The organism is Scardovia wiggsiae F0424, from assembly GCF_000269605.1.
GTDB lineage: Bacteria > Actinomycetota > Actinomycetes > Actinomycetales > Bifidobacteriaceae > Scardovia > Scardovia wiggsiae.
Genome location: NZ_AKCI01000001.1, coordinates 1,503,617 through 1,527,739, shown reverse-complemented (window position 1 = coordinate 1,527,739; position 24,123 = coordinate 1,503,617). Strand labels below are relative to the sequence as shown.

Annotated in this window: 22 protein-coding genes; 6 read left to right on the top strand and 16 right to left on the bottom strand. The window is 48.7% G+C overall.

Going from position 1 to position 24,123, the window contains the following annotated elements:
* Window positions 1-48: 48 nt before the first annotated feature.
* From HMPREF9156_RS0106655 to HMPREF9156_RS0106580, 16 genes are all read right to left on the bottom strand, one after another.
* On the bottom strand, window positions 49-1,620 hold the full coding sequence (locus HMPREF9156_RS0106655; RefSeq protein WP_007148000.1) for an FHA domain-containing protein: 1,572 nt from the start codon (window positions 1,618-1,620) through the stop codon (window positions 49-51).
* A 101-nt stretch (window positions 1,621-1,721) separates the two neighbouring features.
* Entirely contained in the window at window positions 1,722-2,432 is a 711-nt protein-coding gene (locus HMPREF9156_RS0106650) for a hypothetical protein (protein WP_017147606.1), read from the bottom strand.
* Between the two features lie 27 nt (window positions 2,433-2,459).
* Window positions 2,460-2,960 carry a hypothetical protein gene (locus HMPREF9156_RS0106645; protein ID WP_017147605.1) on the bottom strand — a complete coding sequence of 167 codons (501 nt, stop codon included), beginning with the start codon at window positions 2,958-2,960 and terminating at the stop codon, window positions 2,460-2,462.
* 302 nt (window positions 2,961-3,262) lie between these two features.
* Window positions 3,263-3,832, bottom strand: coding sequence for a hypothetical protein (locus tag HMPREF9156_RS0106640; RefSeq protein WP_007147996.1), 570 nt, complete (start codon window positions 3,830-3,832; stop codon window positions 3,263-3,265).
* A 292-nt stretch (window positions 3,833-4,124) separates the two neighbouring features.
* Window positions 4,125-4,589, bottom strand: a complete 465-nt coding sequence (locus HMPREF9156_RS0106635) for a hypothetical protein (RefSeq protein ID WP_007147995.1) — start codon at window positions 4,587-4,589, stop codon at window positions 4,125-4,127.
* Window positions 4,590-4,653: 64 nt separating this feature from the next.
* Window positions 4,654-6,015 carry a hypothetical protein gene (locus HMPREF9156_RS0106630; protein ID WP_007147994.1) on the bottom strand — a complete coding sequence of 454 codons (1,362 nt, stop codon included), beginning with the start codon at window positions 6,013-6,015 and terminating at the stop codon, window positions 4,654-4,656.
* Between the two features lie 44 nt (window positions 6,016-6,059).
* The gene (locus HMPREF9156_RS0106625; protein WP_007147993.1) at window positions 6,060-6,794 is read right to left on the bottom strand and encodes a WXG100 family type VII secretion target; all 735 of its coding nucleotides are present in this window, start codon (window positions 6,792-6,794) and stop codon (window positions 6,060-6,062) included.
* A gap of 236 nt (window positions 6,795-7,030) precedes the next feature.
* Window positions 7,031-7,510, bottom strand: a complete 480-nt coding sequence (locus HMPREF9156_RS0106620) for a YwqH-like family protein (RefSeq protein ID WP_007147992.1) — start codon at window positions 7,508-7,510, stop codon at window positions 7,031-7,033.
* Between the two features lie 217 nt (window positions 7,511-7,727).
* The gene (locus tag HMPREF9156_RS0106615) at window positions 7,728-7,997 is read right to left on the bottom strand and encodes a hypothetical protein (RefSeq protein WP_007147991.1); all 270 of its coding nucleotides are present in this window, start codon (window positions 7,995-7,997) and stop codon (window positions 7,728-7,730) included.
* A gap of 85 nt (window positions 7,998-8,082) precedes the next feature.
* Window positions 8,083-8,499 (bottom strand): hypothetical protein, encoded by a 417-nt coding sequence (locus tag HMPREF9156_RS0106610; RefSeq protein ID WP_007147990.1) that lies wholly within the window; start codon window positions 8,497-8,499, stop codon window positions 8,083-8,085.
* A gap of 77 nt (window positions 8,500-8,576) precedes the next feature.
* The gene (locus HMPREF9156_RS0106605; protein ID WP_233417610.1) at window positions 8,577-9,170 is read right to left on the bottom strand and encodes a hypothetical protein; all 594 of its coding nucleotides are present in this window, start codon (window positions 9,168-9,170) and stop codon (window positions 8,577-8,579) included.
* Between the two features lie 9 nt (window positions 9,171-9,179).
* Window positions 9,180-9,785, bottom strand: coding sequence for a hypothetical protein (locus tag HMPREF9156_RS06960; protein ID WP_233417609.1), 606 nt, complete (start codon window positions 9,783-9,785; stop codon window positions 9,180-9,182).
* 9 nt (window positions 9,786-9,794) lie between these two features.
* Complete coding sequence (locus HMPREF9156_RS07290; protein ID WP_017147601.1) at window positions 9,795-11,858, bottom strand: hypothetical protein; 2,064 nt, start codon at window positions 11,856-11,858, stop codon at window positions 9,795-9,797.
* A gap of 174 nt (window positions 11,859-12,032) precedes the next feature.
* Window positions 12,033-12,311, bottom strand: coding sequence for a hypothetical protein (locus HMPREF9156_RS0106590; RefSeq protein WP_007147987.1), 279 nt, complete (start codon window positions 12,309-12,311; stop codon window positions 12,033-12,035).
* Entirely contained in the window at window positions 12,304-17,268 is a 4,965-nt protein-coding gene (essC, locus tag HMPREF9156_RS0106585) for a type VII secretion protein EssC (RefSeq protein WP_007147986.1), read from the bottom strand. The genes HMPREF9156_RS0106590 and essC overlap by 8 nt, the downstream gene beginning before the upstream one ends.
* Before the next feature lie 181 nt (window positions 17,269-17,449).
* A complete protein-coding gene (locus tag HMPREF9156_RS0106580; RefSeq protein WP_007147985.1) occupies window positions 17,450-17,743 on the bottom strand; it encodes a WXG100 family type VII secretion target in 294 nt (97 codons plus the stop codon).
* A gap of 317 nt (window positions 17,744-18,060) precedes the next feature.
* Here HMPREF9156_RS0106580 and HMPREF9156_RS07325 point away from each other — a divergent pair, with 317 nt between their 5' ends.
* From HMPREF9156_RS07325 to tgt, 6 genes are all read left to right on the top strand, one after another.
* Window positions 18,061-18,195 carry a hypothetical protein gene (locus tag HMPREF9156_RS07325; protein ID WP_007147984.1) on the top strand — a complete coding sequence of 45 codons (135 nt, stop codon included), beginning with the start codon at window positions 18,061-18,063 and terminating at the stop codon, window positions 18,193-18,195.
* A gap of 9 nt (window positions 18,196-18,204) precedes the next feature.
* Window positions 18,205-19,440: a hypothetical protein gene (locus HMPREF9156_RS0106570; protein WP_007147983.1), complete on the top strand. Its 1,236-nt coding sequence runs from the start codon at window positions 18,205-18,207 to the stop codon at window positions 19,438-19,440.
* On the top strand, window positions 19,437-20,675 hold the full coding sequence (locus HMPREF9156_RS0106565) for a YcxB family protein (RefSeq protein ID WP_007147982.1): 1,239 nt from the start codon (window positions 19,437-19,439) through the stop codon (window positions 20,673-20,675). Before HMPREF9156_RS0106570 ends, HMPREF9156_RS0106565 begins: the two co-directional genes overlap by 4 nt.
* Window positions 20,672-21,910, top strand: a complete 1,239-nt coding sequence (locus tag HMPREF9156_RS0106560; protein ID WP_007147981.1) for a hypothetical protein — start codon at window positions 20,672-20,674, stop codon at window positions 21,908-21,910. Before HMPREF9156_RS0106565 ends, HMPREF9156_RS0106560 begins: the two co-directional genes overlap by 4 nt.
* A gap of 60 nt (window positions 21,911-21,970) precedes the next feature.
* Entirely contained in the window at window positions 21,971-22,492 is a 522-nt protein-coding gene (locus tag HMPREF9156_RS0106555; RefSeq protein ID WP_007147980.1) for a hypothetical protein, read from the top strand.
* Window positions 22,493-22,812: 320 nt separating this feature from the next.
* Entirely contained in the window at window positions 22,813-24,099 is a 1,287-nt protein-coding gene (gene tgt / locus HMPREF9156_RS0106550) for a tRNA guanosine(34) transglycosylase Tgt (RefSeq protein WP_007147979.1), read from the top strand.
* Window positions 24,100-24,123 lie beyond the last annotated feature (24 nt).

The following is a 24,123-nucleotide window of genomic DNA, read 5'->3' as shown; positions in this document are numbered from 1 at the left end:
TTCACTTCTTGTCCCATTAATTATTGTGCCGCTTTTGGCTGGCTGTTTTCAGTCAAAAGTTATTACTACTTCAAATTCTACATCAGACAGCGAAAAAGTCGAACCGCTCCGCAAAACTGTCCTGCCGCCTGAGGGCAAACGGACCCCTTTTACAAAGGTACCATTCGGCGAGTTATTGTCAATAAGGGCAAAAGCATCTGCGCTAAGATACTCAAGTATTGCATGTATCCGGCTCATTGTAGCTTCGCCGCCCATATGGATATCCGCTGTTTCAGAACGCCCGATAGTCGCCCTCAGCGCTTTCATGCGGGCTGTATAGCCATCGCGCTGGCGTATTACTGTAAAAACCGGAATATGGACAGGAGTGCTGCCATGCTGATCCGCAGGGGGCGCCGCCTGCAGCGGCTGCTGTGCCTGCGCAGGCGATACCTGCTGCTGCGGCATCTGTGGATACGCCAACGGTGCCTGACGGGCCGCCTGGGCAGGCACGCCTGACGGAGAGACAGGCTGCCGGAGCGGCTGAGCCTGCACCGCTGCGCCTGAGGCGTACAGGCCAGGCTGCTGCTGTACCATCGGCTGCGATTCCTGCAGGCCGTATAAGGATGGCTGCTGGGAATACTGCTGTACCGGACTGCCCTGCGCCGCTCCTGCAGAAGCCTGCGCAGTGCCCTGCCGGGCAACAAGCTGCGATGAGCTTGTACTGCCCGCCTGGGCAAAACCTGCGCCCCCTGCGGACGGCATCATCGTCAGCAGCGCTGAATCCACAACCGGAGTATATGCATTATCATCTTTCCGTGATGTATCAGGTACCCGGGAAACTTCTTTCACAACAGACTCGCCTAAAGAGCCGTATTCCACAGCACCATTTTCCCCAAGGACAGTCCCTACAGGATCCCAGCCTGGCTCTTGCGCAAAACCGTCGGCCGGCACAGAGGCAGCGGGGGGGACCGGCAGAGGAGGCTGCAGCTGCATCGCCTGTGCTGCCGGCTGCCGGTTCTGCGCAGCGGTACCCATATCAGGGCTGAGGAACTGCCCGGAGGACATACCCGCCTGCGCTATCACCCCTTTTTTCACCATCCAGTCCCGCAGCGTAACTGAAGAGAATATCGGATTGCGCCGCACATAATCACGTACGATCTCAACATAAATATTCCCATCGTCATTAGGGAAATGTACTTTTGAAGCATCACTGAGATACATCAGCAGGTCGTTGGCAGTCGGATGCCCCGGCGCAATTCCGTGCGCAGGGACAATGATATACACGGGATGCGGCACAGGCTGGCTGATATAAATATACTTTTTATCCCACAGCACGCTTTCAGTGGGCGCTGAAGCCTCAGTGCATATATCGGTGATATCTGCTACGGACTGGATAATATCCTGGTACTGCCCGACGGATATCTTTGCCTCCATGAATTTCCTGATTTTCATGCAGCCGGTAATATCATAAAACAGGACAGCAGAATCGCCTTTTATCTGATATTTGAAAGGCGGCAAAAAGGGCAGATCTGTATGCTTCAGCCGTTCCGCCAGCGCATAATTAAGGGTCTCCCGGCCAGTCAGAGTGACACGTACCGTCCTGGCCTTTGTACGCCAGTCCCTGACAACTCGAACTTTCATGATGCTGTCCCCCTAACGCCCTTTTACTGCGTTATGTCTTCCTGTATGCGGCAAGTAGCATGGTATATTGCCATCTGTGTTTTTGGTGTGCTGGTTGGGTTTTACAGATCAAGCAGCGCAGCATAATGCGCATTGATACCCGCCGGCATACAATCAATAGACATAATTATATCGTGCCCCTCCACATTCTCCACCATAACAGGATAATACCGCGACGCATGCTCCCGGGCCGCATCCACCAAAGCCGCCCTGTCAGCATGGGCAACAGACGCATCTGTCTGCCCCTCATCCACAGCAATATCATATACAACCGCCAAATGCCAGTCCACAGAAGGATCATCATACCGAAACTCATACGCAGCAATATGCCCATACGGACGGGGGACCTCCACATAATTAAGCAGATACCGGTTACTCCCTGAAGCAAAAGGCCCGTAGCCCAGAGGGACCCAAACCTTCTGACGGAAACAATACTCCTCAAACTTATCCTTCAACTGCACAAAATGAAAAGCAGCATGACGGTCCTGCACCTGGGCATAACTGCCACTCAAAGCATTCCCCACACTATACAAAAAACGCCCACCCAGCTGACGGGCAACCCCCTTCGCCTTCTTCGCCCCATTCGCAACACGAACACCACCGCCACCAGACCTCCGAGCAGCACGAACCCCAAAAACCGCAGCAACGGCTGCTCCACCAATTACAATCGCCATGACGACGCCCAAAAGTATTGCAGCCCATGCAGGCAAAGGCTGTTCCGCATGATACGAATATTCAGTATGATAAGCGAGAACCATAATGCCTCTTTCCATTTCAAATAATCTGCTGTTTCATCTATTTTATAAAGTCCGGAAAGTATCCCTGAAAGCCTTCGCCTGTACTTCCGAAACCCCGAAAGCATCCAGCACGTAAAAACCATGCCTGCCTAAAACAACGGCACGGTAAACAGTTACTGAATTGTCTTCAGCCATCGAAGTTGCATATGTTACAGCTGTACGGCCGCCAATATTAGTGTAGGCAGCTCTATCATCACTAATGCCGAGGAGCCTTATATAATTACGTAAGATTGTTTTTTTCCGCTGCTCAGTAAAAGTATCCGTATCTGCATCATCATCAGCGGGGAAATGGGCATACGACGCAGAGTATTTCACCATATTGTTATCATCAACGATCGCGTAGCGGTTGTAACTGCCGCCACTATCCTTATACATATCTTTGATGGGGGTTCCGGGGAAATAAATAGAAAATCCATACTCTTTAGAGATAAATTTCTTCCACCCCTTCGGGGCATTGACCGGAGAACTGGAAACCGGATGCGGCGACCCGATAGAAAACCTCACACTGCACGCACCCAAACCAGCAAACAACGGTAACGAAACAAGAACCGCCAATATTCTCGTTAACTGCCTCTTTAACTGCAACTGCTTCTTCATAATATTTCCAATCTAGAATTACTGCCTATTCTGTCCAACCGTCTAAACCGGTGTTAAAACAACAAAAACCCATGAAGACCATAGGATCCGCCACAAAATAATTTATAGTATAAATTATATATTCTTTGCATATCCCGCCGAAAACAACGATGCGCAGAGGCATTCGACCCTTCACAATGGATTATATATCTGCGGTTCTGGTGAGGATTCTACAGTATACGGAAAGTATCCCTGAAAGTATTGGCCTGGGTCTCAGACACGCCAAAAGACTCCAGCCCATAAAGGCCTTTTGTGCCGAATACAACAGCACGGCGGAGGACGAGTGACGAGTTTTCTGTAGCATGAGAAACATATGTAAACGCAAGATACCCGTCAACCGTGGTGAAAGTAATATCGCTCTCCTCTAAGCCGATCAACTTTGCAAAATTAGTAAGGACTTTCTTTTTCTGCGCTTCATTGAATTTTTCTGCATCTGCCTTCTGCGAGGAAGAAAATCCCGTAAAAGATACAGAATAATTAATATCCTCACCGTCGCCAAGGGTTGAATACCGTATATAACTGCCGCCATTATCCTTATAAGTATCCCTCTCAGGAGTTCCCGGAAAATAAATGGAATACCCTAGCTCAGTGGAAGTGAATTTCTTCCATCCCTTCGGAGCGCGGACAGCTGAGCTGGAGGATGGCGAATTAGGGGTAAATGTTATGCTGCACGCGCCCAATCCTGCCAGTAAAGCTACAGATGCTGCAGCAGCATATACTTTAATTAAAGATTTTTTCATTTTTCCTCCGAAATTCATATATAACTTAATACCCTTTGTCAGGATACACAAGTTTCCTGATTACTTTCTGAATTTGGCGGAAGAGGCTAATCCTGACTATTCCCGATTCCCAGCGGCTCCGAAGGGAGGGGGAAAGGGTGGAGAGGAGGGAAAGGAAAAGGAAGAGAAGCGAGGCGGAAAGGGTCCTGATAACAGCTGGCCTGGGAGCCTGCAATTACTGCATACCCTCAGGCCAGCCAGCACATAATTTCCGTATACTTCGGGAACACCCTTATATGCTTCGTCCTATCCTTTACTTTTCTGCTATGCGGATTGATGACAGGAAGCCATGGATTTTCTTCAAATCCTCAGCAGCACCCTCACCAGCAACCGTAGAATGGAAACGATACACATCAGCAACACCATCATGACGGACAGTCAACACCGCCAAAGAACTCGCCAACGGACCAATCTCATGATCATACGTATACTCAATAACACTCCACTCCTGACCCAAATCATTAACACCAGACTGCTGGCCAGTCACATGGGAATTCTTCAACGAAGCAACATACTCCGACATCTCCCCCATAATCACATCACCAGCAATATCACCAGAACGACGATCCAAAGCCACCACAGTATTAGGCGAAAACACCTCCTGCGGATGAATAACACAAAACAGCACATGATCAGGATGCGTCACAGACCACCCCTCCGGAATCTCAAACGAAAACCCCGGAATACCCACTGTCTCTTTACTCGGAAAAAACAACATACAAACCTCCAATACAGTATGCGTTATCAGTTATATTTTATACTTGTGTTCTGATCAGCTCCGATTAGCTGAACAATCCCTTGAAGAAATGTTCCCCTTCGTCAACTATGGAACCTACATCAAGGCTTATTGTCCCGTGGGCACCGGCACCTACACCAAGAGTACCGCTGGCTCCGGCGCTGACAGTCAGCTTCCCGTCTTTAAACGTAATACCGGCATGGCCATCGGCGCCTATACCGGCACGGGCAGAAGCATCACCGGAAAGCGAAAGCGGACCAAGGTCAACCTGGCCGCTGGCCTCAGCCTTCGCACCGGCAAAGGCTTCACCGCTTACAGAAGCACCAACCGACCCGTCATCACCCTTACCAACTGTTGCCTTGCCGTTAGCTTCCGCACCGGCAAAGCCTTCAGCATGGCCGGAAGCGCCAACTCCGCCGAAGGGAAGGTCTTCTCCAAGGTGGACACTGCCATCGGCAGAAACCGTTGCTCCGGCAGAAACTGAAGCTTCCCCGGTTAATCCATTGGGACCTATGCTTCCGCTCGCACTGCCCTTGGCAGAAACGTCAAATTCCGCTTTGCCCGTAGCACTGGAACGCATACCCAAAACACTGCCATGTGCACTTGCCTCCCCGGATGCATTGAATAGGGTGGCTGTCCCTGAAGCCTCACCTTTAATGGACATGTTCCCATTTTTATCTACGGTTATGCTCCCGCTCTTGGAACCATCCGTGCACAGTTTTTTAGTACCGCCATGGGCATCGAAACTGAAGTTATCAGCAAGCATCTGGGCAGTCTCCTGCTGGGCGGCTGTGGTAATCTCAGGGGTAACAAATTCACCGGAAAATTCAGAAGAGTATTTGCCGTCAAAATCGCTGACAGCCGTGCTGAATGTAGTCCACTTCGTTTTAATATCGCGGTATTTGGTGGCCTGATCAGTAGTGTACGTGTGCACATCGTTAAGGGAAGAAATAATAGTGTCCCGTTCCCCCTGCTCATTATCAAGCTCACTGGCACGCGTGACGAAATTATTTGCCTCAGTAGCGAACGAATCAGCAGAAGTTGCCGCATCCTCAAGGCTGTTGCCAAAATTGCTGTCAGGATTGCACTTAACCTGCTTTTCATTCTGAGGGCTGGTCCCTGCTTCTGTAAACACGTCCTTATACTTAGGCTGTAAAGAATCAGTCGCATCCGAAGCCGCGTTAGACAGGGAGGTTGCAAAAGTGCCGTATGCAGTCTTGAAGCTGTTCATTTTAATATCTGCAGCATTATAGCTGGTCTCAGCCGCCTGCGCCCATCTGCCGTCCTGCCCCTGCAAAGTTTCAATATTCTTCTTCCGGGCATCGCTAAATTTAGTTTCATAACTGGTTTTAGCCTCAGTGACGGAATCTGATACCGATTTGATATTATCCGTATTTATACGAAACATTGTGGTACTCCTTTCAATAAGATCTGTTAGCTGATGATGTCCAGTTACTTATGTTTGCCTGATGAACGGCGTGAACTGGTGCTTCCATGCCCCGGATAAGTTGTATTGTTGGATTCACTGCGGGTTGAAACTGACCCGTCCGGACCGCTGGTGCGGGTAGTCCTTGAGGTGGAAACATTTGTTTCCCCAGTTCCAGGGTTATGCGTATCTGTGCGCTCCTCAGAAGTGGAGTACATACCATCATTGTCACGATATGTACGGGTTTCACTGTTTTTCTCCTCAGTAACATTCCCATTCTCATCGTATGTGGTTGATTTTTCCTTCCCTCGGTGGGCACCGCGAACGATTGTATTCCCATCTTCTTCATAGAAGGAATTCTTGCCATCAGAAGAGCTGAACTGGTAAGAGAGCTCCCCGTCAGCATTCGTGAAAGTAGTGACAGCATTAGTCAGGGCAGTAGAATATGTAGTCAGCGCGGTTTTGATACCGTCAGCAGCTGTAGCAACCTGGCCGATCCGCGTAACAAGGGCATTGTACGCGGCGCCTTCGCAGCCTGACAGGGTATCTGTCAGCCCCTGGGTGTCAGTGCCCAGGGTACCTATATCATCTGCCTTCGTTTTGAAATCCCCGCCAGCCTCGCTGACCTCCCCTGGCTTCATGGTGATCGTGCTGGAAGTCTTTCCTTTTGACCCCGTTGAGCCGCTGCTGCTTTCGCCGCCGCCTGACCCGGAGGAACCCGAGGACCCTGATTCTCCGCCTTTTGCTTCTGAACTGGACATATCTTCTACCTGCTTTCATTATTGTTGCTGGTTGTTAACAGCTTCCGCCGTTAACGGTTACAGCTGCATATAGAAATATTTCCCTATGCTAATCCTGATGATTATGCTGTACCCTATATTTTTGTTTCACTATCGATAAGATCAATAAGTTTTATTACTGTCAGAGTGTTACCTCCTTAAGCTACCGGCCTTGTGAGCTGCCCGCCGCATGCGGCCGCTTACAGCAACAGCCGCACCTACTCAGCAGTGGTCAGCTGGTCAGAGAGGTCATTGATCTGAGACTGGGTCGAGCTCAGCTGCGACTGTTTTGAATCCAACGAATTCTGTGCTGTGTCCCGATTTGTCGTTGCAGTGGTCAGCTGGTTCTGCAGGCGGGTAATAAGCGCCTGGACAGCTGTTTTAACAGCGGAAATCTTCGTATCAATATCGCTGTTATGCTTCTTCAGAGCCTCACCGACTGTGGTATCGTCAACCGCCGTCTGGAACAGATTCGCACTCGTATCCAGATTAGTTGAAAGATTAGTCTTTTTCGTTGTAAATGATGTATCGACATCATTAAGAAACGTTCTCGCAGTAGTGAGCTTAGCGTTGATTGCAGATATTTGGCCATTCAGGTCATTTACCTGCGACTGGAGGCCTGAAACTTCTGACTGCAGAGTGCTTCTGCTGCTTGCCAGATCGTCAATTTGTGCCTGAATCTGCTGGTTATCCCCCATGGAAGTACCCTTTCTCTTTTCTTACAGATTCTATTCTTTCACGCTCTATTATAACAGGGAATCCTTACAATCCACAACGGTGTGGCTAAGATTTTATCAAAAAACAGGGCGCGGGGCTACGCCCTGCAAATCAGCGTATGCGTAGGAATGCCGTTCTTAGCGTTGCATTGAGTTGAGTTGCCTTGGTTCCAGCTTCTTGCCGCATCGTACCAGCGCGTTAACGTACGGCGGCATTGCGGTCTGCCTGTTCAAGGGCATCGGCGGCGGCAGTGATATTTTTCTTATCAGTATCGACCAGTTCATGCCATGCCTTCATGAACCCTTTCATCTTTTCAGCAATTTTACCGTCATGTATACGGTTGCCTTCAACTTCCCCGGAATCGGACAGCTTCTTCGTTTTCAGGCCGGTAAAGGTATCCTCGCCGTCACCCAATTTATCCCTGGCAACAGCTGCCGCAGCTGCACTTGATTTAATGGTCCCTTCCATTGCGGATCTCCTTGTATACTTGATTCTGATATTTTTATTTTAATGTTTTGCATGCATGGCTATGTATAAAGCAGATGTTGCCAGATTAAGGTGCTAAAGTTCCCCCTGACCGTTTCCTGCTGTCAAATTCTTCATCAAGGGAACGGACAGCATGGCCATACGCGATATCCTCATCTGCCATCTCATCGCGGATACCCTTTATTTCAGAGGCCAGCCTCCCTTTCTCCTCCTCAGCCTGGACCATGAGTTTATGCAAGTATGCCTCCATTTCGGTGATATCGCTGTTGAATTTAGGATCAAGGGCTCCCGTAGCTATCTGTTCGCGGAGGGAATCCATATCACAGCGGAGCCTGTAGGCTATTTCGTCACTAAGCTGATCTATATTATTGGATATCCTTTTGCAGTCTTCTTCACGCTCTGACAGACTTTCCATCTTTGCTGCATACTTCTCATGCAGCAAAGCGAACCGCCGGCTATGCTCTTTTTGAAGTGCTTTATCCATAGTCTTTGCCTTCCGTATTCATCAGCCTTACCTTTTTTATCTGCGATAATTATTGCTGCTTACACTCGACTACTCACCTACTTCACCTCCGAAGCAAATGTATAAACCGTATAAGCATTAGTCACATACTGATAATTCGAGATCGACGCACGAACCTCCTCACCAGCCTTATGATACTTCCCATCAATCTGATCAAAACAATCCTCCTTATACACCAAATCAGCAGGCTTTCTGCACCATGTGATGAACTCATACTCCTTCACGTCATACACCCACATACCACGACGGCGGGTACGGATATTACGCGCAAAATCCCTGCCATACGCCCTACGCAAACTATCCACCGTCACAGCCCTTTCCGGATACCGGGAATCATAATAAGAAACAGCCCTCTCCGTAGCCTCCATCTTACCCGCATCAATAGGATCCTCAGGCCACTCAGACACATCAGACCCCACACCAAAACTCTCAGGAACCTTAATAAACGGAGTATTCCTACTAGGAAACTCCTCAATCATCTCAGAAACCAGCACAGCATTCTCCCTGGCAGCACGGCGCCGCTGAGCCGCACACCGGAACCACACACCACCAGCTAGCACACCACCAACAACAAGCACACACACCACCACACCAACAACACGATGCCCATAAGACCTCAACCACACTGTCACACCACTCACCTACTTCACCGCCGAAGCAAACACATAATTCCTATACTCCATGCTTGCACCCCTCATATATCCATAATTACTAGGAGGATTCCCCAATACTACTTCTTCTCCTTTGTGATGGACAACCCCATCATCATCAGTAACATCCCGTTTATACACCAAATCAGCAGGCTTTCTGCACCATGTGATGAACTCATACTCCTTCACGTCATACACCCACATACCACGACGGCGGGTACGGATATTACGAGCAAAATCCCTGCCATACGCCCTACGCAAACTATCCACCGTCACAGCCCTCTGCGGATACCGGGAATCATAATAAGACACAGCAGCCCTCACCCCCTCCACCTGATCAGCAGGAATAGGATCCTCAGGCCACCGGGAAGGATCCGACTCAAACGAAAACCCCTTCGGAGCATCACGAAACGGAACACCCCTACCCACAAACTCACGGATCATCTCCGACGCCACATACGCATTCTCCCTGGCAGCACGGCGCCGCTGAGCCGCACACCGGGACCACACACCACCAGCTAGCACACCACCAACAACAAGCACACACACCACCACACCAACAACACGATGCCCATAAGACCTCAACCACACTGTCACACCACTCACCTACTTCACCGCCGAAGCAAACACATAATTCCTATACTCCATGCTTGCACCCCTCATATATCCATAATTACTAGGAGGATTCCCCAATACTACTTCTTCTCCTTTGTGATGGACAACCCCATCATCATCAGTAACATCCCGCTTATACACCAAATCAGCAGGCTGAGCACACCACTGAAGGAACTTCTTAGTATCCTGATTCTCATGATTATTTACATCATAGAGGGTAAAAGCATTTTTTGCCATAACAGACTGTAATTTATTCAGGTTATAGTTCGTAGAATGAAGCTTGTTATATGCGTTTATCGCCTTCTGTACATACACCTTTGCTTTATCATCTAAAATAAAACGGGCCTCAGGATGAGTATAATCTCCTTCATGATTACCTGAAGATCCAGCAAATACCATAGAAAATTGGGAATCTGTAAACAAATCATTTTTCGCCATCCCAGTCGAAGCGCGATTAAGTAAATTAACTCGCGAAGCCCTTTCATGGCCATCCCAATCCGAATAGGCAGAATCAATAATTGATGTAATAACTTTACCTACTGTAGTTGCTTGACTTAAATATTTGCCAATCACAGGAATATTCTTTATACTACGAGAAACTGCTTCATTCACTGCTACCTTGAGAACCGAAGAACCCACGCTATAGAAGAAGTTATATTTATCCATTCCCTCATTATTCTGTAAATCATGCAAGAAAGTTGCCGCATCAGAAGGCCCTCCTGAAACACCAACATAAACACGGTATACCGATGGCGAAAAACTTGGAGCAATACAAGATGTAAAATGATCGTCCGCAACCTTCATATCGGGTTCTACAGCAACAACGAACATCCGGGAGGAAGACTCTGGATGCCCCTCATCCAATGAATAACCTATATTGATTTCCAGCCCATTCTTCCCTTTGCCATAAACCTGATCTGTTCCCGCCAATGGCTTAACATTATTCTCAATATGTAATAATGTATTAATAGCCAAGCGAATGTTCCATCTTGGATTCGTACCATTTTTCCTCTCTTCAGGATTTTGCAGCGAAAGGAAACGGTTTGATTCCTCAAGCATACGTTCTAAGAAGCCACATTTTTTATAACCATAAATCTTTACATTAACATTTTGGCTAGCGTCCACACCGAGTAACGAAGTCACACGCTTGTCTCCTGTCGGTGTATACATCCATGAAGCAATCTGTTGAAGAAGCGCTATATCATTATGTTCAAGTATCCGTTCTTGCGAGCACACTGCCGCCGCAGCGATGGTGCTGCTGAGGAGCCATTTAGGCACCCGTGCCAGCCCCTGCCACAAATCCTTATTCAGCTTGCCATCCCGATAAAAATCAGCCTCCTGCCACCCATTTTCACATGCCTTATCAAACGCCTTCTTCTGGCTATCAGTCATATAACTCTTTATCTCATCACCATTAGCCTGCACCCACTTATCCCACCTGGCATCCACATCCTTCTGCCACGACAGATCGGGAACCCTTCCCTCGCACACCGCTATCATAGCAGCCTCCATCATCCCCACCACAGGAGATAACGATTCAGCCTCCGCATAAAACGACTCAGACGCCTTCTCATACGCCACCACCTTACCCAACTTACGCTCATACTCCTGTAAGAACACCGAATACCGCTCGATATTACGCCGGGCACCCTCAGCTACTACAGGGCCCCACTGCCCATGCTGGCCTGCCTCCGCTTCCTCCAGAAGCTTCTTCTGATTACCCATGACCTTTCTCCATCCTTCAGCCAAATACATCAAATGGTCCACATCCACTGACCCGTCAGGCTCCGAAGGCTCCAACATCCCCACAGCCTTCCTATTGGCCTCATCACCCCGGCGGACAGCATCAACAAGAAGGAAAAACCCGCGCACATACACACCCTGATCCTGTACACGCGAAGACAACACCTTAAAACCCTCACCCTCCAAACCAAACACACTCAAATCAAACGAACCCATCTTCTCCAACCACACCCGGCAATCAGAAGCCTTCACCTCCAAAGCACTGATCTCCTCAGACAACGAAGATTTCAACGCCCCAATCCGAATCCTCATGATATATCTGTCCCCCTGCCGGGATCCCCGGCAATTTAATTCTTCATCTGCAAAAAATTTATTACTTATAGTAGCAGCTCTAAAAGACTGTGACCCTAAGAAATGCCGGTTCTCATCTGCAGCTTCCGCCTACCGTCCCATATTTATACATAAATACACATAAGTACTGCAGTGCTATGCCAGCATAAGCCTTGCTCCAGTGGTGAGCAGCCCCTGCTTCACCAAGTTCCGATAGTTTTCTTTTGGATTGAGCATAATGCCCTGCGTATCCCCGGGCTGGCGGATCACCAGATCGCCTTCCTGGCTGTCTTCATAAAACTCAGACTCAACCGAAGCCAGGATAGTGGAGATAAGCCTTATGGACTCTTCTACCGTTGACTCCTCAGGGACACGGAACTCGTAGCTTTCCCCGGTTGCAGGCAGGAGCACGTTAAGGATGATATATTCATTCATTGTTCTTCTCCAATACTCTCATATCTGCCGGATCTCCATTACCGGCATGCACGGGGGCTGCTGCACCCGCAGATGCAGCATGCCCTGCGCCGGCAGATACAGATGCAACATTCCCGCCGGGGATAATATCAGCAATACTTACACCGGCAGCAGTCCCCGTACTGGTGTCGGTACCGCCTTCGGCATCCTGGTGGATAAGGCGGATGCCGTACCTGCCGCCCCTGTAGAATACCCAGCCGTCGGTCTGGGCCTGCGCCTGGTTCATTTCAGGGGGCATATGCGTATTCGGGAAAATCGACTGGGTCTTGATGCCTTCGCCTACCCACACACCCTGCGGATTTGCGCGTATAGCCTTCATCCACGGCTCATAGACGTTCTCAAGCCGCCAGCGTTCCAGGACGAAAACAAAATTCGTCGTATCCCTGTATTCGTCCCGCTCAATATACCCCATCAGATTATTTTTAGTTTCAGCCGGCAATTTAGCGAAAGTTGAGAGGAGATCAGTAAAAATTACCGTAGCCGGGGAAACCTCCCCTGAAATCACCTGCTGTATCCGCATATCGATATCTGTTATATCAGAAGCAAGATGGAAATTCTCAGCATCTTCGGGCACACCTTTGACCATATGGGAGGGGTCAATAACAAGGGTGCCTCGTGCAATATCTTTAGAGATAAGCGCAAAAGTGGCACTCAGGGCAGTAGCGCAGTATCCCAGGGCTTCAGCATCATTACCTGTAATAATGAATGATGGCGACTTCCTTCCGTCAACAGTGAACGGATAGACCTGCTGCTTGTCGTAGCCAAGCGGGATATCCCGTTCCTGCCCTACGGCATCGCCCACGAACATATCCGGTGTAACGAACTGCGGCAGGCGCGGGATGGGGACCGCCTCAGCCTGCAGATCATCATTATTATTAGAAGCCAGCTCCTGGCAGCGCTCCCGTATTTCGCGGCCTGTACCGGCATCAGCAGCCTGGTACTCGTGTTTCTCATCACCCTCCAGGAGGAGCCCGCGCAAATAATGCTGCGGCGGCGTGACCCCGGACATACTTCCAAAGACGCTGCCGTACTCATCCACATTGTTGAAAGCTGTCACAAGCGACATGCCGAACAGTGCCCTCAGACGCCAGCCTACCTGATTGAAATTCGCCGAAGTCACAATAAAGTGGATACCATAGCGCGGCCCTTCATGGGCTATATCAGTAAGCATATCAGTAAACTGCGGGTATGCCTCATTGAAAGCAGCTATATTCGTTAAAGCGACAATAACACGCGGCATTGGTTCGCGCGGCGCTTCACTGCCGGAGGTATCCGCCTGTCCAGACGGCACGTTTTTCTGCTTACGGTACTCAAAAACATAGTCGTCATACCTTTCGCCAAAAGCATTGAGGACCCTGCGCCTGTGGGCGATTTTCCTTGAAATAAAATGCATAAGGCTTGTCACCTGCTCACGGTCATCTATAACCGTGACCCCGCCGACCTGCGGAGCCTGGTTGAAAGCGGTAAGCCCGCCGTCGCCCATATCCATGCCGTAGATATTGACGTCTTCGGCGCTGTAATCCCTTATAAGGGAATCAAAAACGGTTGAGACGATGCTTTCTGTACCATATGACGTCTGGCCGTAAATAATAAGGTTATCGGCTTTGCCGAAGTCAACCGCCAGAAGATGCTGGTTCTGCCGTGACGGATCGTCAATAATGCCGATTTTTGCCACGCAGGTATTGGCATCTGTTTCTTTAGCAGAGGTTTCGCTGATGGCGCCTTGGTACTGGCTGCGGAATTCGTCCACTGTTATCTGGTCCGGGAGCGGATCCAGCCACAGCTGTTCTGCATGGATATCCATATCATCTGCTGTTTCGCATATCTGTTCCAGGACGGCATCAAGCTCAGTCAGGCGGGAAGCTTCCCCGGAAGTCTGGGGTTTCAGCGATGCAAGCGCCTCAGCAGTGTTCCCGATGAGGGTAACCATATCATCATGATGTTCCTCAAACTCCTGATGCGGGGTATACCGGGTCCCTGTGTAAGCGCTCTGCCCCTGGGCAAAATAATCATTAAAACCGACCAGCAGATAGAAACGCCCGGGGTTCTTCAGCTCTGCCGCATCGGGCCGCCTGATCATTTCCTTGGAATCGGGGCCGTCCGCAACTTTCAGGGAGACCTTGAAGCGGGAGTTGCTCCATATCTGGTCATTGACTACACCGGATGGTTTCTGCGTTGCCAGTATAAGATGGACTCCAAGCGAGCGGCCGATGCGTGCTGCAGAAATAAGCTCGTCCATAAAGTCGGGCTCCTGCTGCTTCAATTCAGCGAACTCATCGGCTACTATAAACAGATGAGGCATAGGGTCTTTGACTACACCTTGGCGGTAATAAGAGAGATATTTATAAATATCCATCGTTGGTTCGCCTGTAGCCTCACGCGCAACGTTGAAAAGGCGCTGGCGTTTCTGCAGCTCGCTTTGTATGGCAGACAGGGACCGGTTGATTGCCGAACCGTCAAGATTGGTAATAGTCCCGGACAGATGCGGCAGTACAAAACGCCCATTGGCGAATGCGCCCGCAAGGCCGCCGCCCTTATAATCGATGAGCACAAAAGCAGCCTCATCGGGTGCATAATCAAGCGCCATAGAAAGTATATATGTAATGATGAATTCAGATTTGCCGGATCCCGTAGTCCCTGCTATAAGGCCATGCGGCCCGTGGGAGTCCTCATGGAGGTCAAGGATAAAAGGCTGTCCATGGGCGCCGGTACCAATCCGGGTGGCCAGGGTACGGCTGGCATCATGCATGCGCCACCGTTCAGCAACATTCAGATCACCGACATTGCCGACTTTCTGCATATCCATATAGCTGAGGGATGTTGGCAGTCCGACATCCTTGGTCCCCACCTGGCGCATCCTTACGCCGCTGAGGGCAGAAGCATACTTTTCGCTCTCGGCCGCGCTGACCATGATGTCGCAGATGAATGCCCTGGATGTCCCGTCCACATCATCCCTGTAGAAGAAAGATGATGTAGCGCCGGTCTGCCGGGCCTCCTGCGGATCTATAATATTGACTACGGTTGTGCACTCGCTGGGCAGGTCGCTCAGGGTATTGGCATTAAAGATCACTGACAGCCCGAGATCATTCCCCGCATGCATCCACTTTGCCAGAGCCGGGGACCGTGATGCCAGATCGCGGTCAGTGCAGAAAACAACATAATATGTCCCGGGAAAAACAGTATCCTGGCTGCTCCTGGTATGTGCAGAACGCTCATCATAAAGCTTCTGGAGGAAGCGGTCGACCCGTATCATATCTTCAGGCTCGCAGGCGAGGAAACGCATATCCCTGTCGTCGGAAAATGTGTGGGGCAGGCGCCTGGCAAAATCCCATTCCCCTGAATCCTCCTTATCGCCAATCAGTATGATCTTGACATCGTCATAAGAATACAGCCCGCTGAGCTGGACCATAAGGCCTCGCAGTACAGGCCATATCAGGTTCCTGGTGCCGACGAAACCCACCGTACGGTCTTTTTTCAGATCAAGGGCAATGGGAACGTCTGAAACCGCAGGACGGTTTTTGCGCATTTCAGACACCCTGTCGGAAAGGATATCGCTGTCCAGCGTGAATTTGTTTTCCGGATATTTGATTTCCGCCTTCAGCTCCTCGCTGCCGACCCCAAGCCTTAATTCCATAAAATCACTGTGCGCCGAGCTCCGGTTCATCAGTTCCGGAGACCTGCTGTAAGCGCGCTGCATAACAGTTTCGGGAAGGACACGGTTGCTGCGGAGTATAGCTGCCTGCAGCCCGCTCTCCCGGCGGAGTTCCGCCTCAACACGGTTCAGGTAGTCCGTAAACCGGTTGATACGTTTTTCTTCAGCTTTCTTTCTGCGGTGCCTATCGTAAAAATTGCTGATAACAGGCCACACGATCATGCCTATGACCATAGCGCCCGCCATTGCAATAGTTGGCAGCACATTCATGATATTCTCCCCCGACCTCAGGCGGGATATTGATGCAACTGCCATAAAGACTGATGCCAGGCCCATCATAAAAGAAGGCCCTATCTGCATGATCGCGGGGCTGATTTTTTCCCCTTCTTTTGTGGGCGGCGCGTCCAGTTTGAAAACACGTTTATGGATATTCTGCATCAGGCGGGGTGCCGGGAAGAAATTGCTGCCATCGTTATCTTCCTCATCTATATCCGTATCATCATCCTGCGGCTGGGGGCTGGATGCGTAGATATCCTTGTGAGGCAAAGGCCGCAGGGACATTGTCCTCTCGCTGGCCTCCAGGCCGGAAGGCTGGTTGATGGTGATGAACCTGTCCCCTATCCCTATTTTCAGGTCTGCCAGTGAAATAACATCGCCAACATTCAGCTTGTAGGCTACCTGCGTTGAAACAGGTACCCCGTTGATATACAGCGGATCGCCTCCCGCACGCAGCTGGAGCATGAAATGCCTCTCCCGGAGCTGCAGGGTAAAACTGTCTGATGACACCAGCGGATGGGAATACCGCATATCGCTGTCCGGCGAAGAACCGAACCTGACAGCCTGATCGGAAGTAAAAGCTACTTTCTGATAATGCCGCATCCCTCTTGTAGACCGGCGGATATAAATACGTGAAGGCTGAGGGACAGCAGGCTGCTGGCCGGAACCCGACGAAAAGCCGGCCGGAGCATCACCTGCTGTGTATATAGCGGTATACACAGCGCGCTTGGACGGGTCTATGGCAAACTGATGCTCCGAAGCCTTATCCTGCTCAGTATGGGCAGCTGCGGGATCGCTGTCCAGCTGCCTGAGCTCATACCCCTTTTCTGCGGCGAGCACTGCACCGGTACGGGCGCCATGCATTTTGGCAACCATATGCCTGGTTCCCGCCATGGAATATATCGGGAGCAGGGCACTTGTCCCAAGCATAAATTTATTTGTTGTTTCCCCGCCGGAATCATATACCGAGATCAATAATGCAGAATCCATGTATGCAGCCTGTCTAAAACGATCTATTATTACTTAATTACTTATTAATTCAGGTCAAGTATTGATGAAGCACTGAAATGTTATACATACGAAAAGGGCAAGACCAATCCGGCAACACCTGCCGTATCAGACCTTGCCCTAAAGCCAAGCGACTATAGATTATTAGAATCAGAAAGGCTGATTACGCGCGGAATCCGGTCGCAACATTCTGATCCGAGGTCTCAAGAGTCTGAGCCGCTGCATCCAGGCTCTGAGCAATTTCATTGATCAGATCCTCTGCCTTGACGAAGCCAGGACGAAGCTCTGAAAAACGCTGTGCATACGCCTGCGAGGCCTGGCCTTCCCATTCGCCCTGCAGTGTATTGAGCAATGTGTCCATCTTGGAAATAACTTCCTGGACCGTATTTGCCTGAGCGCGGTACTCGCCTGCACGAGAACGCATCTGATCCGGAGTAATCCTAATCTGTCCTGCCATATTAACGGAATCCTTCCTGTAAGATTGCGCCCCGTTAAGAGCACAATACCTTATTATTTTACGAAGATGGCACAAACTGCAACTATAAATGATACAAACTGTACCCGCTTCACGTATTATTTTAGCCGCTATGGGCGATATTGTCACCCCCATACACGGTATGCCGGGCGTTTCGCGGCACAAAAATCCACTCGACTGCCTCTACGTACAGGTGTGTATCTGCGGCTTTCACAGCGTCACCCTCTCACGCCAAGTACGGCGATACCGTTAGTATTCAAGTGGGTACTGCCACGCGGCAGGACCGGAAAGGGGGCTGTATGGATGATACTGCATATACGCAGCAGGTGCAGGCGGCGATCACTGATATTGACAGGAGGATAAGCGGGTATTCCGCCGAACTTTCCCAGGTACGGCAAAAAATCAAAGAGCTTGAGGAAGACCACAACAATTAAAGTACCATAATGAGCCAAATTTACACTGACGACCTGAACTATTTTATTGTCCCTATTGATAATTCATCTGAGGGGTTCCAAAGGCAACTGAACGCTTCAATTCCTGTTGGGTTAAAGGTTTTTGCATACTCAGGTTTAGGGGTTTTACCGGTTTTAGGGCTGACGCTTATACTTCATTCAAACTCTCCTTCTATTGGTTGGATAAGTTGTATCTTCTTTTTAATAAGCATATTGGCAATCGGATTAACTCGGCTGCAAAGAAAAAAATCATACACTTCGAATAAGCTGGCCCAGCAGCCTTTATCTATGTTCCTCTTTGATACAGGGTTTGCGCTAAGTGATGACTATCTAGCTTATTCCGATATTCCGGCTAATGAACATGAAAAAATACTCTCTAGAATGTATTCACAAACAATACCTTATAACAACCTTTATTCCATCCATCGATCAAAAAATGATTTTTATTTTCTTGAAACGAAGAGTACAGGGTACACTATCAAAAAATCTAGCTGTTCCCCTAATACGCTGCAATTCCTAAACACCCTCAAATACTCTCTACCGCAAACAGCAATAAATACAATAGAAAACAGACAGCCGGCAACAAATATTAATCGTTTACATACCTTATCGGATACAAAGAGCCCTCTTCGCCAGGATAACCATATATCGAAAAACGCACAGGAGTTTGCTGATGATATCAACTATTTTCTTATTCCGCTGGATACCTCAGCCAATGGATTTTATAAGTTATCTACCGGTTTCCTTCCAAAATGGCTAAAGCCCATTCTGTGGGCATGCGTACCCATATTATTGGCTGTTACTGTCATCTATGTTTTACAAAAAAATTATAATGTCAGTTTGCTGTTTTTTGTGTTATTTCTCATATCGTGCTTTGCCCCATGGTATTATAGGCGAAAATTAAAAGAACTTTATAACTCCAGTAAACTCTTACAGGAGAAACGCTCTATTTTCCTTTTTGAGTCAGGTTTCAGTGTAACTAATCTTTATTCGTCATACTCCGACATCCCACCGGCACACCGCGAAACCGAGCTGAATATGATATACACACATACCATTCCGTATGAGAATTTATACACAATCGATGATTCAAAAGAGAAATATTATCTTTTTATATCAATCAACAGTGGCTATGCTGTCAGAAAATCAGACTGTTCCCCTAACGCATTGGAATTTCTGCGCAATCTGAAAACTGCAGTGGGCTCAAGGAAGAAACGAAAGAAATGAACACCAGTTTTATCGACGATTCCACCTATTTCATTGTCCCCGTAGACTACTCATACGAAGGGGTCCAGAGGCAAGCATCCAATATAACTCCGCGAAGAGTCGGGATTTACAGATATCTGTTCCTGGCCTCCTTGCCGCTCATTGGTATATTCCTTATAGTATGCACAAACTTTCACCTTGCCGGCTGGACGGTCCTGTCCGCGTCCCTGATACTGATACTTATAGCAGGATTGCTCAGAGTACGGGAAAATAAGCCTGGTAACCATCATATTGAGCTTCCAAATCCGGTATACCTATTTTTATTTGATTCAGGATTTATAGCTACTGACAATTATTCAAGTTATTCCAGTATCCCTGCAGACAGGAAGGACAGCATACTGGACAAGTTGTATCTGCAAAGGACCCCCTACAGCGATCTCTGTTCCATTAAGGAAGCAGAAAAAGACTTTTATCTTCTTACAATGGAGCGGGGCGGTTTAACAGTCAGAAAGGAAGATTGTTCGCCTGGCGCCCTGCGTTTCCTTAGCTCACTTAAAGATAATATCCCCGAAGCAATACCCCAGCCTGCGGAAAATAACCAGCAGGCCTGCATGCAGACCCGGCATATACGTGGATCTTCTCAGGGAATAGCTCACGATGACTGGCAGGAAGATAAGCCTTCAGATATCAGATTTATTGATGATACGAATTATTTTCTTGTCCCGATAGATACTTCCGCTAAGGGATTTTACAAAATGCGAAGTATTGCTATCCCATTATGGATAAAAATATTGGTATATACATGCATACCGGCATCACTGTTCTTAGCAATTATATGCACCTTGGATAAAGAAGAATATGAACTAAGCCCAATCGCCTGGATATCTTTATTGTTATTATGTCTTTTGCCGATCCTCTACCGGATAAAGACAAACAAAATCTATAACTCAAGCAAAATCCTGCAAAAGAAATGTGTGATGCTTCTTTTTGATTCAGGATACACCATACCCAATGTCTACCTGGAATACTCTGGTATCCCGGCAGGACAGCGTAACAAGAAACTCAATTCTTTATATTCGCACAAACTGCCCTACACAACCTTACATGGTATCCGCGAATCAAAGGATTACTATTATCTTTTCACAACAGGCAACAGCGGATACATTATCAGAAAATCAGACTGTTCCCCTAACGCCCAGGCCTTCCTGCGCAACCTGAAAACCGCAGTAAATTCAAGGAAGAAACGAAAGAAATGAACACCAGTTTTATCGACGATTCCACCTATTTCATTGTCCCTATAGACTACTCATACGAAGGGTTCCAGAGACGGCCAGCCTACACAGCTTCGATTAAAACCAGAGTGATTTTCTGCCTGCTTTTAGCCTTGCTTCCGATTACCGGTACGATATTTATAGTGTATTCGGGCTTTCAGTTTACCGGATGGATGCTGTGGATTATTTTTCTGACAATAATATCTGTAGTGGGTTTGACCCGTAACCGGCAGAAGAATTCTCATGCTTCTATCAGTCCTTATTCTCTAAATAAGTCATTTTCCGTTTTCCTGTTCGATTCAGGATTCATAATAAACGATGACTACCTGACTTATTCTGATATACCTGTATCTGACCGGGACAAGATACTCAGCAAATTATACTCACAGATAACACCTTACGGTGCCCTCAGCTCCGTTAGTGAGTCAGATAAGGATTTCTATTTCTTTATGCTGCAATATGGCGGTTTAACAATCAAAAAAGAGGACTGCTCATCTAATGCCCTGGATTTCCTGAGCACACTCAAAAATAATACATCTAAATCGAAAAACAGCTTTGCTGAGGATAACCGCCAGACAGCTAACGCACAGGATCTGCCGTTAAAAAGCAGCTCTCCCCAGATGGGCAGCGAAAACAGCATCCCAAGAACAGATATTCCGGATATTGGCTTAGTTGACGATACCAACTATTTCCTTATCCCTATAGACACATCAGCTGAAGGCTTCTGCAGATCAGTAAGCGCGACCCTTCCGATGTGGTGGAAAATAGCTGTAGGCTTATATGTACCGGTATCGTTAATTCTCGCTGTGTTCTGCACTGCGGAAAAAGAATATGAACTATGCATATTCCTTTGGATTATTCTTTCGGTATTGATCCTGCTCGTGCTGGGGTATCGACCAATACTAAAGCTATTGCATAATTCCAACGAGCTTTTACAAAAGAAACATTCAATATTCTTATTCGACTCAGGATACACGGTATCAGGCATCTACCTGGCATACTCTGACATCCCGGCAGGACAGCGTAACAGGAAACTCAATTCTTTGTACACGCACAAACTGCCCTACACAACCTTATATGGCCTCCATGAATCAAAAGGATATTACTATATTTCCGTTACCTACAATACGGTTTATGCCATCAGAAAATCGGACTGCTCACCTAACGCACAGGCCTTCCTGCGCAACCTGAAAACTGCAGTGGACTCACAAAAACGTTAATAACGTTAATAAACCTTTATACAATCTGATTTCCAAAATAGGAAAGCAAGGAGGACATTTATGGAAGTGTTTAACGGGCAGGTAACTATTGAGCTTCCTGAAGGCTACGAACCGTGGGATATTAAAGAGCCCGGAGCTGGGGCAGATTCAGGATCCCTGATATTGCTGCTGTCGAACAGCAGCGATCCGGATGCAGCCAACCTGCCTGTTTCCTCACCAGGCCTGAGCTTCAAAAGCACCCGCAATAAAAATACCAGAATAATCGGAGTGGAAACTCCTGAGGACTGGCACTCGGAAAAGCTGGAAGAAAGGCTCAATATGTATTCCGCGCTTCTTGCCCGCAGCCTTCCGCTTTTTAAAAACTACGATATGACCTATAAACAGCTCAATAAAAACGGTGCGTATATTGGACAGATACGCTATGCATTCGCCACACCTGAACAGGACTGGTATTCAAGCCTTCTTATATTCCCTGTCAACGGTAAGGAAGCACTAATCAATATGGTATGTACAGCCGAAGATGCGGATCAGGCAATGGTTGATTTCCTGAGCATATCGAATTCGATCACTGTGTGTGAATGAACGGCTGCGGACCTGCTGGTGGTAAAACACGCAGATACAAAATTCATTCCGGCTGTTTTCCACAATTTCTGTTTTTGTATCTGCGTGTTTTACCACCAGCATCTGAGCAGACACGGCCGGATACTATAAAAACGCACACAGGCCTGGTACCGGCAGCCATAAAATAGAGGGGTTTGTGCACAATAGTCAGGAAGCATAAAACCTGAAGCCTGCAGAAGACCGGGGCCGGAACCGGATCAGTCCTGAGCTGCTCAACAGCAGGAGCAGACAGCCGCAGGGCACTTAACAACAGATAACAAAACAAATAACAGAAACACAGAATGATGAAGAACGAAAAGACAGCCAAACTTCCCGTACCGCGGGGTGCGCGCCCGGGACAGCCCGGCGACCGCTCTGCATTTGGATTTGAGATTTCCACGCAGCTGCCCGGGCACCATGGCCGCACGGGAATGATCCGCACACCGCACGGCGATATCCGCACTCCCGCGTTCGTTCCCGTCGCCACTCAGGGTACCATGAAAGCAGTGCTCCCCGAACAGATGGAAGCCCTTGGCGCACAATGCATGCTGTCTAATGCTTTCCACCTTTTTGAGCGCCCGGGCGAAGATATCCTTGACGCAGCCGGCGGGCTGAATGAATTCATGCACTGGGACAAGCCTACATACACAGATTCCGGCGGTTTCCAGGTGCTCTCCCTCGGAGCCGGTTTCAAGAAGACGCTGGCAATGGATACTGAAGGGAAGAAATCCGACGATGTGATAGCCAAAGGCAAGAACCGGCTGGCTTTCGTCGATGAGGACGGGGTAACCTTCAAATCCCCGCTTAACGGTGCACAGAAACGCTTTTCCGCTGAAATCTCTATGCAGATACAGCACAAGATCGGCGCAGACATCATGTTTGCTTTTGACGAGCTGACAACGCTGATGAATACCCGGCACTATCAGGAGAAATCAGTCGAACGGACCTTCCGGTGGGCGAAACGATGCATAGCGGAGCACGAGAAGCTGACGGCGGAGCGCACCGGCAAACCATATCAGGCTCTGTTCGGTGTAGTCCAGGGGGCGAATTACGAGGATCTGCGCAGAAAAGCTGCCTCGCAGATCGGTTCTTTAGGATTTGACGGTTTCGGCATCGGCGGGGCCATTGAAAAACGCATTATCGGCGATATCTGTTCATGGATATGCGACGAACTGCCCGAGGGCAAGCCCCGTCATGTCCTCGGCATTGCAGCTGTGGATGACATTTTTGCATGTGTAGAAAACGGCGGGGATACGTTCGACTGCGTTGCGCCTGCACGTACAGCCAGAAACGGTGCAGTCTATACGCGCGACGGGCGCTGGAACGTAAAGCGTTCAGCTATGCGCAACGATTTCAGGCCGATAGAAGACGGGTGCGACTGCTACACATGCAAAAACTATTCGCGCGCTTACGTCTGCCACCTTCTGCACGCCGGGGAAATGGCCGGCGCAACGCTGGCAACGATCCATAATGAAAGATTCTTTATACGCCTCCTTGATGATATACGCGCTTCAATCGACGGCGGGTATTTCACCGAGTTCAAAAATGATACCCTCTCACGTTTTTATGCGCACGGGTCAAGGGGATAAGATACAGGCCATAGAAAATAACTG

Coding starts and splice junctions, on each gene's coding strand:
- tgt (WP_007147979.1), top strand. CDS start 22,813: ATGATGAAGAACGAAAAGACAGCCAAACTTCCCGTACCGCGGGGTGCG.
- HMPREF9156_RS0106590 (WP_007147987.1), bottom strand. CDS start 12,311: ATGAATGAATATATCATCCTTAACGTGCTCCTGCCTGCAACCGGGGAA.
- HMPREF9156_RS0106640 (WP_007147996.1), bottom strand. CDS start 3,832: ATGAAAAAATCTTTAATTAAAGTATATGCTGCTGCAGCATCTGTAGCT.
- HMPREF9156_RS0106555 (WP_007147980.1), top strand. CDS start 21,971: ATGGAAGTGTTTAACGGGCAGGTAACTATTGAGCTTCCTGAAGGCTAC.
- HMPREF9156_RS07325 (WP_007147984.1), top strand. CDS start 18,061: ATGGATGATACTGCATATACGCAGCAGGTGCAGGCGGCGATCACTGAT.
- HMPREF9156_RS0106625 (WP_007147993.1), bottom strand. CDS start 6,794: ATGTCCAGTTCAGAAGCAAAAGGCGGAGAATCAGGGTCCTCGGGTTCC.
- HMPREF9156_RS0106580 (WP_007147985.1), bottom strand. CDS start 17,743: ATGGCAGGACAGATTAGGATTACTCCGGATCAGATGCGTTCTCGTGCA.
- HMPREF9156_RS0106570 (WP_007147983.1), top strand. CDS start 18,205: ATGAGCCAAATTTACACTGACGACCTGAACTATTTTATTGTCCCTATT.
- HMPREF9156_RS0106615 (WP_007147991.1), bottom strand. CDS start 7,997: ATGGAAGGGACCATTAAATCAAGTGCAGCTGCGGCAGCTGTTGCCAGG.
- HMPREF9156_RS0106635 (WP_007147995.1), bottom strand. CDS start 4,589: ATGTTGTTTTTTCCGAGTAAAGAGACAGTGGGTATTCCGGGGTTTTCG.
- HMPREF9156_RS0106655 (WP_007148000.1), bottom strand. CDS start 1,620: ATGAAAGTTCGAGTTGTCAGGGACTGGCGTACAAAGGCCAGGACGGTA.
- HMPREF9156_RS0106560 (WP_007147981.1), top strand. CDS start 20,672: ATGAACACCAGTTTTATCGACGATTCCACCTATTTCATTGTCCCTATA.
- HMPREF9156_RS0106565 (WP_007147982.1), top strand. CDS start 19,437: ATGAACACCAGTTTTATCGACGATTCCACCTATTTCATTGTCCCCGTA.
- HMPREF9156_RS0106650 (WP_017147606.1), bottom strand. CDS start 2,432: ATGGAAAGAGGCATTATGGTTCTCGCTTATCATACTGAATATTCGTAT.
- HMPREF9156_RS0106620 (WP_007147992.1), bottom strand. CDS start 7,510: ATGGGGGATAACCAGCAGATTCAGGCACAAATTGACGATCTGGCAAGC.
- essC (WP_007147986.1), bottom strand. CDS start 17,268: ATGGATTCTGCATTATTGATCTCGGTATATGATTCCGGCGGGGAAACA.
- HMPREF9156_RS07290 (WP_017147601.1), bottom strand. CDS start 11,858: ATGAGGATTCGGATTGGGGCGTTGAAATCTTCGTTGTCTGAGGAGATC.
- HMPREF9156_RS0106610 (WP_007147990.1), bottom strand. CDS start 8,499: ATGGATAAAGCACTTCAAAAAGAGCATAGCCGGCGGTTCGCTTTGCTG.
- HMPREF9156_RS0106630 (WP_007147994.1), bottom strand. CDS start 6,015: ATGTTTCGTATAAATACGGATAATATCAAATCGGTATCAGATTCCGTC.